Source organism: Roseibium sp. (assembly GCF_025698965.1).
In the GTDB taxonomy this organism is placed as follows: Bacteria; Pseudomonadota; Alphaproteobacteria; order Rhizobiales; family Stappiaceae; genus Roseibium.
Genome location: NZ_JAILWL010000273.1, coordinates 1 through 8,736, shown reverse-complemented (window position 1 = coordinate 8,736; position 8,736 = coordinate 1). Strand labels below are relative to the sequence as shown.

Below are 8,736 nucleotides of genomic sequence, written 5' to 3'. Positions count from 1 at the left end.
CATCGTAATCGGCCTGGTTTCCGGGATGAGCCGGAAGAACTGCCGGCATGATCTTACGCCGGTGCCGGCCAAAGTGTTCCGTATTCATAAAGCCGCTGCTCCTTCATCACTGGCTTCACAAAAAAACTGGTTCTGAGAACTACATGCGCATGCGTTCCGCTTTCGGATCGAACAGCGGATCGGTAATTATGGTTGCCTTGCAACGTTCGCCGAGGATCTCGATTTCGAACGCACCCTTTGCGGTATCTGTTGCGAGGCTTGCCGGCACATAGCCCTGTGCCAGAGACTTCTCGACATAGTGGGCATAGCCACCGGAAGTGATCCAGCCGATCACCTCGCCTTTGTGCCAGATAGGTTCATCGCCCATGACATCGGCATCGGTTGCTTCGACAATGAAACTGACGCGCAGGCGTTTCGGACCCTGTTCAAATTCCGCCTGAGCGGCCTCCTTGCCGATGAAATTGCTCTTGTTCAGTTTCACGAACCGGCCGAGGCCGGCTTCAAACGGGCCGTAGATCGGTCGAAACTCGCGGAACCATGTGCCGAAGTTTTTCTCTAGGCGCATGGCGAGCAGGGCCCGCATGCCGAAATTCACGATGTTGAATTCCGCACCGGCTGTCATCAGCGCTTCATAGACCTGCCGTTCATATTCCGGTGCCATCCAGATCTCGTAGCCAAGGTCACCGGTATAGGTGATGCGGTTCACCTTGCAGGGGGCATTGGCGACATCCATTTCACGGAAATCCATAAAACGGAAGGCGTCGTTGGAAACATCCTCTCCCGTGATCTTTTGAAGTACGTTGCGCGCGTTGGGTCCGGCAATCGACAGACCGACCAGCCCGAGGTTGATTGCCCGAAGCGCTACTGATCCATCCTTCGGCAGATGCTTTTCGAACCAGCGCATATGATAGATCTCGGCCTGGGACGAACCGAACATGAAGAAGGTGTCTTCAGGCGCCCGGGCAATCGTGAAATCGCCGATCAGTTTGCCGTTTTCGTTCAGCATCGGCGTCAACACGATGCGGCCGATCTTCGGCATGGTGTTGGTCATGATGTTGGACAGATAAGCTTCCGCGCCCGGTCCGGAAATCTCGTATTTGGCGAAATTGGCAATTTCGGTAATACCGACACTTTCCCGTACTGCCCGGACTTCAGCACCAATCGGTTCAAAGTCGTTGGAACGGTGGAAAGAGATGATGTCCCTTGCTTCCGTGCCTTCCGGTGCGAACCAGAGCGGTGTCTCCAGACCCCAGCTGTCACCCATGACTGCGCCCTGGGCGAGCATCCTGTCATAAAGTGGTGTGGTCTGATGCGGGCGCCCTGCAGGAAGTTCTTCGTTGGGGAAGCGGATGCGGAAACGTCGGCGATAGTTTTCCTGAACTTTGGCATTGGTGTAGGAGAGCGTGGCCCAGTCGCCGTAGCGTGCAACATCCATGCCCCAGATGTCGTAACCCGGGTCGCCGTTGATCATCCAGTTGGCCAGCGTCAGACCAACGCCACCGCCCTGGCTGAACCCGGCCATGACACCGCAGGCAACCCAATAGTTCTGCAAGCCGCGCACCGGACCGACCAGCGGGTTGCCGTCAGGTGCGAAGGTGAAGGGACCGTTGATGATCTGCTTGATGCCTGCGTTTTGCAGGGCCGGGAAATGTTCAAAGCCGACTTCCAGTTCAGGCGCGATGCGATCCAGATCCGGTGCCAGCAGTTCGTGGCCGAAGTCCCAGGGGGTTGTGCGCGGGCTCCAGGGACGGCAATTCTGCTCATAGGTGCCAAGAAGCATGCCCTTGCCTTCCTGACGGGTATAGATCTCCCCGCCGAAATCGAGCACGCCGATCAGTTCCTTGCCGGTGGTCTCGTTATGGGCAACCACCTCGGGCATTTCATCGGTCAGCAGATACATATGCTCCATGGCAAGGATGGGCAGTTCGATGCCGACCATGCGTCCGCACTCGCGAGCCCACAAGCCACCGGCATTGACCACATGCTCAGCCCGGATCGTACCTTTGCTGGTAATGACGTCCCATGCGCCTTCAGGTGCCTGGACCAATTCCTCAACTTTGGTGTGGCGATAAACAGTGGCCCCATTCACCCGGGCGGCCTTGGCATAGGCATGGGTGGTGCCGGAAGGGTCCAGATGACCTTCGATCGGGTCCCAAAGCGCGCCGATGAAATGCTTCTCATCCAACATCGGAAACATGGTCTTGGCTTCCGCAACCGAGATCAGTTCCAGGTCCATTCCAAGATACCGTCCCTTGGCCTGGGCCAGGCGCAGAAAATCCATTCGCTCCGGCGTATCCGCCAGCATCACGCCTCCGGTCAGATGGAGGCTGCAGGACTGACCGGAGATTTCTTCCAGTTCCTTGTAGAGGTCGACCGTGTAGCTCTGCAGCTGGGCAACGTTGGGGTCGCCGTTCAGCGTGTGAAATCCACCTGCGGCGTGCCACGACGACCCGGATGTCAGTTCGTCCCGTTCAACCAGGGTGACGTCCTTCCAGCCGAGCTTGGTCAGATGGTAAAGAACGCTGCACCCGACAACACCACCACCAATGACAACAACCTGAGTGTGGGTCTTCATGAAATCTGCTCCGGAAATTTCCGCTCGCATCTGGCGGCTAGAATTTGATGTTTGAGAGTGGGAGGGGTTTAGAAGTCGGTCGGTGCGCCGCCCTCAGCCTTTCGCCTGTCGACAAAGGCGGCAATTTCCTCGTCGATTGCAGGGTCCAGCTGTGGGGCTTCATAAGCTTCCAGTGCTTTTTTGTAGAGCATGTTCGCCTTGTCGTAGGCGATGGGACTGCCTGCTTCCGCCCAGGTCTCGTAATTTCTCCAGTCGGAGACAATTGGCGGATAAAAAGCATCCTTGTACCGGGCCTGGGTGTGTTCTGTGCCGAAGAAATGTCCCGCCGGACCGACGTCGCGGATGGCATCCAGTGCAAGCGCCTCCTCCGAGACGTCGAGCGGTGTCAGGTATTCGGCGATCTTCTGCAGGAGATCGATATCGGTGATGAACTTTTCAAAACCCGCGCTGAGACCGCCTTCCAACCAACCGGCCGCATGTTTGATGATGTTGCCGCCGCCAGTGATCGCACCCCATTCCGACAGCGTCGTTTCGAGTGCTGCCTGATAGTCGACCGTGTTGGCGGCGCAAACGCCGGAGGAACGATAGGGCAGTCGATAGCGGCGGGCGAGCTGACCGCCGACGATGGCAGCTTTCATGTATTCCGGCGTGCCGAAGGCCGGTGCACCTGACTTCATGTCAACGTTGGATGTGAAGCCACCGTAAATAACCGGTGCGCCCGGACGGACGATCTGGGCAAAAGCCAGCCCAGCGAGGGCCTCGGCATTTTGCAGCGTCAATGCACCAGCAATGGTCACCGGCGCCATGGCGCCAGCCAGCGTGAATGGGGTTACGATGGAAACCTGACCGGCCTTTGCCATCTCGATCAGTCCCTGCAGCATCGGAGTGTCGAGCCGAAGCGGCGAGGATGTGTTGATTACCGTTGTGACGCAGGGCGTGTTGGCGAATTCCTCCGGCGTCAGGCCATTGGCGATACGTGTGAGTTCCAATCCGTCAAGGTTTCGTTCCTGGCCGAGCGAATAAATGTGGAACACCTTGTCGGTGAGACGGATCATGTCCGCAATACAGTCGAGGTGACGGATCGAGGCATGAATGTCGACCGGTTCGACCGGATAGCCCATGACGCAGTGAATGATATTGAAGAACTGGGCCAGTTTCAGGAAATTCCGATAATCCTGCTGGTTGCCCGGTCGTCGGCCCTGGTCGCGGTCAACGGCATTTGGCGCGCTGGCAACACTGGAGAAGGAAATGGCGTCACCGCCGATCTCAAGATCATGTGCGCGATTACGGGCTCGAATGGTGAATTCGCTCGGTGCTTTCGCAATCAGTTCTGCCACCATCGTGCGGTCCATACGCACCCGATCGTCTCCGGGTTTAACCTCTGCACCGGCGGACTTAAGCAATTGCCTTGCTTCCTCGTGCAGGAAATCGATGCCGATTTCCTCCAGCACTCGCATGGACGCATCGTGGATCGCTTCCAGCTCATCAGCTGAGACGGCTTCGATCGGCTTGTAAATATGGCGTGGCTGCCTGAACGGTTTTTGTGGGAACAGGTTGGGTGTCGCCCGTTCACCATCGCCTCTGCGCCGCCGTCCACGCCGGGCCGGAGCTGTTTCGCTCGAGGAAGATTGTTCGAATTCACCCGTCATCGGATCCGCCATGGTTGTGGTTTTCGGGCTGAAGTCCATCTTGTGGAGGTGCCCTTGGCGGCAGAGCCTGCAGTCTGCGCCTTGATATAGACTGTAGCGGAGAGTGCGATTTTTTCGGGCAGTCTCAGAACGACGGCAAGTGCTTCAACTCCGACATGACAGAGCCTGTGAAGGTCTCTGAGCTGTAAACTTGAAACTAGGGCTTGACGAATGAAGCCGTCGAAGCGATCAGAAATCGGGAGTTTGTACTCCATTGGCTTCAATGAGGAACGTGCGTGAGCGTCTATCAGTCGGATTCGGAACTGCTGGCTTTTCTGGAAACCTTGTTGCGTGTCGACGATTGGTCAACTGCGCGGTTGCGACCTTTGCCGGTCAATTACACCAGCCGTTTCTGGCGTCTGGATGTTCCAGGACGGGTTTACGTGATCAAGGAGTTTTTTCCGGGCAACGAAGACAATCCGCTCTATCCGACGCTGCCGGACCAGGAAGCCGATGCTTTGAATGTGCTGGCAAGGTTTAACCTGGCGCCGGAACTGGAAGCCTTTGCGACAAGTCCTGTCGGGACGCCGCTGCTCGTCTATGGATACGAACCACCGAAAACGGATGAGATCGAAGTTGGTGAGGCCGCTGATCTCATCGGGAGATTTGCAGCACTGAGCGAACCCGTCCCGGGACATCAGATCGTGCCGGCCGGCTTTCACGAGGTTCTGGAACGCGGTGACGAGATGCTGGCGGCAATTCCTGACAGCCGAAAGGCCGCCAATCTGAAACGCTTGCGACCGGAAGACGGCGCAGTCAGAAAACGCAAACTCGAGCGCTCTCTGGTGCATCGCAGTTTTTGCCTCGGCACCATTCAATCAACCGGCAACGGTGCACGCCTGATCGATTGGCAATATGCCGGTCTTGGAGATCCGGTTGAGGACGTCGCCTGTTTCGTCTCACCGGGCCTTGCAATCCTTTACGGCTTGCATCCGCTGGTCGCTCATGCGGAAGAAATGTTCCTGGAACACTATCCGGACAGGGACACGGTGAGCCGGTTCATGGAAGAACGCAGCGCCTATCACTGGCGGTTGGCAGCTTATTGCCTTTTGCGCAACGAAACACTGATGCATTCCAATGCTCCGGCTGCCCGGGCCTATGGCAGGGCCTTGGAAGAGGAAGTCGACCTTCTGCTGCGCTTGCGTGTGAAATAAACCATTCGACGTTGTCGGAGGTGCAATTGTCCCGTCACTCGGTCCTTTACGCAGAGCTGCAAAAAATGTTGCGGTAGCTATCCGCTAGCCGGAGTGAAACTTGAATTTCACTCCGGCTGACAAGAATTCTAGAGATATTTCAGAACCGTGCCCTCAGAAATGAAATCCAGACCGTTGGTTCGGCCTGACAAGGCCTCTGCGACGTGGTGGGCCGGTTCCAGATAGAGGTCATATGTGGAGTGATGGACAGGCAGGATTTTGCCGGGGTTGAGAGCGTCTGCAAACAAGGCCAGTTCTTCCGCTCCCATGCTGATCTTGCCCAAGGATCCGGTGGTGCCGACGCCGCCCAGATGCGGAATGAGTATTTCCGGGGCTCCAAGGGGCTGGAGCGCTTCAAGCACGGGTGAGGTCGGGAATGTGTCGCCGGTCCAGTAGAGCGATTTTCTGAAGTCACCTTGTTGGAAAATCAGCCAGTAGCCATTTCCGGGCCCTAGGATTTTCGCAATTACCGGGTTTTCGGAGTGGTCGGCTCTGATGGCTCGTAAGGAGATTGTGACATCTCCCTTCCTGATGACATGCTGATCGCCCCAGTTGAGGCCGGTGACATCTTCAAAGCCCTTTGACCTGAGCGTTTCAACATCGTGTGCCGGGGCAAGAATTGGAATGTCCTTGCGCAGGTCCTGCTCAGCCTTCTGGTCAAAGTGGTCTTCATGCATGTGACTCAGAATCACGCGGTCGACCTTGTCCAGGTCCAGGCCCTGGAAGGGGGTGAGCCTGCGATGAAACTTGATATTAGGTCCGGCAGCCAGCTCAAACATCTCGTTCGGGTCGCCCATCCTGAATGCCTGGTTGCCGTCCCCGAAACAGGGATCCGTCACCACAGTGAGATCACCACAGGACAAAAGTAATGTTGCCGCGCCGAGCCAGGTAATGCTCAATCCTGTCTCGGTGGCGTTTGTGTCGGCTCGCGCTCTTTCGAAGCCGGAAATGGTTGCTGGTGCCACTAGCGAGAAACCAGCTGCGGTCTTGATAAAACTACGTCGTTTCATAGGAATTTCTCACGAATTCGTTGCATTCAGTTCGAGAGGTAGATCCTTGTGATTGTTCGTAGTAGTAAGCTAAATATGATCACATTGAACGAAATTTTCAGACAATGACAAATCTTACTCATCTTGAAACGTTTGTTGAAGTTGCGATCCGGGGAAGTTTCGCGGCGGCCGCCCGGCATCAAAATCTGCCGAGGTCCACCGTAACAGCAAGGGTAAAAGCTCTGGAGACTGCGCTTGGCGTTGTCCTCTTTCAAAGAACGACCCGGCAGGTCCGTTTGACCGCCGAGGGAGAAGGTTATCTCGCGAAAGTGCAGCCGGCATTAGGCGTTCTGGAAGAGGCTGGTGAAGATCTGAAAGCTTCACAGACACCCTCAGGCCTTGTTCGCATGACAGTTCCGGTTGATCTGTCCTCCGTGCAGCTGGCCGAAGTGCTCGCCCGCTTCCAGGTGGATTATCCCTGCGTCGAACTTGAAGTGCATATCAGTGATCGGGTTGTCGATGTTATCGGCGAGCGCTTCGACGTCGCTCTTCGCGGAAATCGTGTTGAGGATGAGAACGTGATTATCCGCAAGGTCGGTGCAAGCCGGCAAATTGTTGTTGCGCGACCCGATGTAGCGGGATGTTGCGACGTGGAGAAACTGGCCCGTCTTGGTCGGGTGCTCGACAACGCAAAAGTGCTTGAAGAAACGTTTGGATTTCAAGTCGAACCTAGTGGTTTCAGGACCAGCAACAAACAACTTGCCAAACAGATTGTCTTGAGCAGCAATGTTGCTGCTGTCCTTCCGCGTGCGATTTGCGAAGGAGAACTTGAAACAGGAACTCTGTGCGAGATCGGTAGTAATCTCGTCCTGCCCGATCTTCCGCTTTTTGTTGTTCTGCCGTCAGCGCGATTCGTACCGAAGCGCGTGAGGTTGTTGGTGGATTATCTGGTGAAGTTTCTCGGATCATGAACATCCGGCCTCTTTCGTGCGCGTGACCTGACCTGATTGCATAAATGATGGCTGAGGTGCGTGCCTCAGATTGCATTCGTGTGTATACGAGGATTGAAGGACGTGACCATGTCAGTTATCACCGCCACACCTAGGACTAAATCGATTTGAGGAAGGCACGTTCATGAACTCTCAAGGCGCTGTTGCGGAAGTCGGTCTGATCGGCCTTGGCACAATGGGGGGCAATCTTGCACTCAATATTGCCGAGCATGGCTTCCAGATTGCGGTTTACAACCGGACGACGGAAAAAACCGATCAGTTCATGACCAAGGCTGGCGACTTTGCCGGAAACCTGGTGCCGACCAAGTCGTTGGAAGACTTCGTGGCGTCGATCAAATCGCCACGGGCCGTGATCCTGATGGTTCCCGCCGGTGAGGCGGTCGATGCGCAGATCGAAGCACTCCGCCCGTTGCTGGACGCAGATGACCTGATTATCGATGCCGGCAATGCCAACTACCACGACACGAATCGGCGTGCTGAAGAGGCTGCGGAAAAAGGCCCGCGTTTCATGGGGATCGGCGTTTCCGGTGGTGAGGAAGGTGCCCGGTTCGGACCTTCCATCATGGGCGGCGGAGCCAAGGATGCCTGGGATCAGGTCGGTCATATCCTGGAAGCGATTTCAGCCAAATATGATGGTGAACCCTGCGCAGCTTTTCTCGGTGACGCGGGCGCCGGCCATCTGGTCAAGACCGTTCACAACGGCATTGAATATGCCGACATGCAGATGATTGCCGAAGTCTATGGTGTCATGCGCGACGGCTTTGCAATGTCCGCCGACGAGATCGGTGATGTCTTTGAAAAATGGAATGGCGGGATTCTGCAATCCTATCTGATCGAGATTTCCGGCAAGGTGGCCAAGGCGGCGGACCCGGAAACCGGCAGGCCGATGTTGGATATCATTCTGGATCGCGCCGGCCAGAAGGGCACTGGACGCTGGACTGCCATCGAAGCGCTTATGCTTGGCACACCTGCCAGCGCAATTGAAGCCGCTGTCGCCGTGCGCAACATGTCGGCGCGTCTGGATGAGCGCAAGGCGGGTGAGGCGGAGTTCGGCGCCGCGCCAACCGAGATGGATCGGGAAGCGGTCACGATCGATGCGCTTGAGGCCGCACTCGTTGCAGGCAAGATCATCTGTTACGCACAAGGCTTTGGTCTGATCCTGGAAGCTGCGAAGCAATATGGCTGGGCGATGCCCTTGCCCGAGATCGCCAAAATCTGGCGCAATGGCTGCATCATCCGATCGTCCATGCTGAATGACATGTCGGCTGCGCTGGCAGACGA

6 protein-coding genes are annotated in these 8,736 nt (G+C 56.3%); 3 read left to right on the top strand and 3 right to left on the bottom strand.

What is annotated here, in order from left to right:
- Positions 1-139: 139 nt before the first annotated feature.
- Positions 140-2,575, bottom strand: coding sequence for an FAD-dependent oxidoreductase (locus K5905_RS20340; RefSeq protein WP_297587015.1), 2,436 nt, complete (start codon positions 2,573-2,575; stop codon positions 140-142).
- A gap of 68 nt (positions 2,576-2,643) precedes the next feature.
- Positions 2,644-4,224 carry a trimethylamine methyltransferase family protein gene (locus tag K5905_RS20335; RefSeq protein WP_297587018.1) on the bottom strand — a complete coding sequence of 527 codons (1,581 nt, stop codon included), beginning with the start codon at positions 4,222-4,224 and terminating at the stop codon, positions 2,644-2,646.
- Between the two features lie 275 nt (positions 4,225-4,499).
- Here K5905_RS20335 and K5905_RS20330 point away from each other — a divergent pair, with 275 nt between their 5' ends.
- Complete coding sequence (locus K5905_RS20330; RefSeq protein ID WP_297587011.1) at positions 4,500-5,417, top strand: phosphotransferase; 918 nt, start codon at positions 4,500-4,502, stop codon at positions 5,415-5,417.
- A gap of 128 nt (positions 5,418-5,545) precedes the next feature.
- Here the strand turns inward: K5905_RS20330 and K5905_RS20325 are convergent, their stop codons facing one another.
- Positions 5,546-6,466, bottom strand: a complete 921-nt coding sequence (locus K5905_RS20325) for an MBL fold metallo-hydrolase (RefSeq protein ID WP_297587008.1) — start codon at positions 6,464-6,466, stop codon at positions 5,546-5,548.
- Positions 6,467-6,570: 104 nt separating this feature from the next.
- Here K5905_RS20325 and K5905_RS20320 point away from each other — a divergent pair, with 104 nt between their 5' ends.
- Both K5905_RS20320 and gndA read left to right on the top strand, forming a co-directional pair.
- Complete coding sequence (locus tag K5905_RS20320; protein WP_297587006.1) at positions 6,571-7,416, top strand: LysR family transcriptional regulator; 846 nt, start codon at positions 6,571-6,573, stop codon at positions 7,414-7,416.
- Positions 7,417-7,579: 163 nt separating this feature from the next.
- Positions 7,580-8,736, top strand: a 1,157-nt coding sequence (gndA, locus tag K5905_RS20315; RefSeq protein WP_297587003.1) for an NADP-dependent phosphogluconate dehydrogenase, incomplete at its 3' end; no start/stop codon positions are given.

Coding starts and splice junctions, on each gene's coding strand:
- K5905_RS20340 (WP_297587015.1), bottom strand. CDS start 2,575: ATGAAGACCCACACTCAGGTTGTTGTCATTGGTGGTGGTGTTGTCGGG.
- K5905_RS20335 (WP_297587018.1), bottom strand. CDS start 4,224: ATGACGGGTGAATTCGAACAATCTTCCTCGAGCGAAACAGCTCCGGCC.
- K5905_RS20325 (WP_297587008.1), bottom strand. CDS start 6,466: ATGAAACGACGTAGTTTTATCAAGACCGCAGCTGGTTTCTCGCTAGTG.
- K5905_RS20320 (WP_297587006.1), top strand. CDS start 6,571: ATGACAAATCTTACTCATCTTGAAACGTTTGTTGAAGTTGCGATCCGG.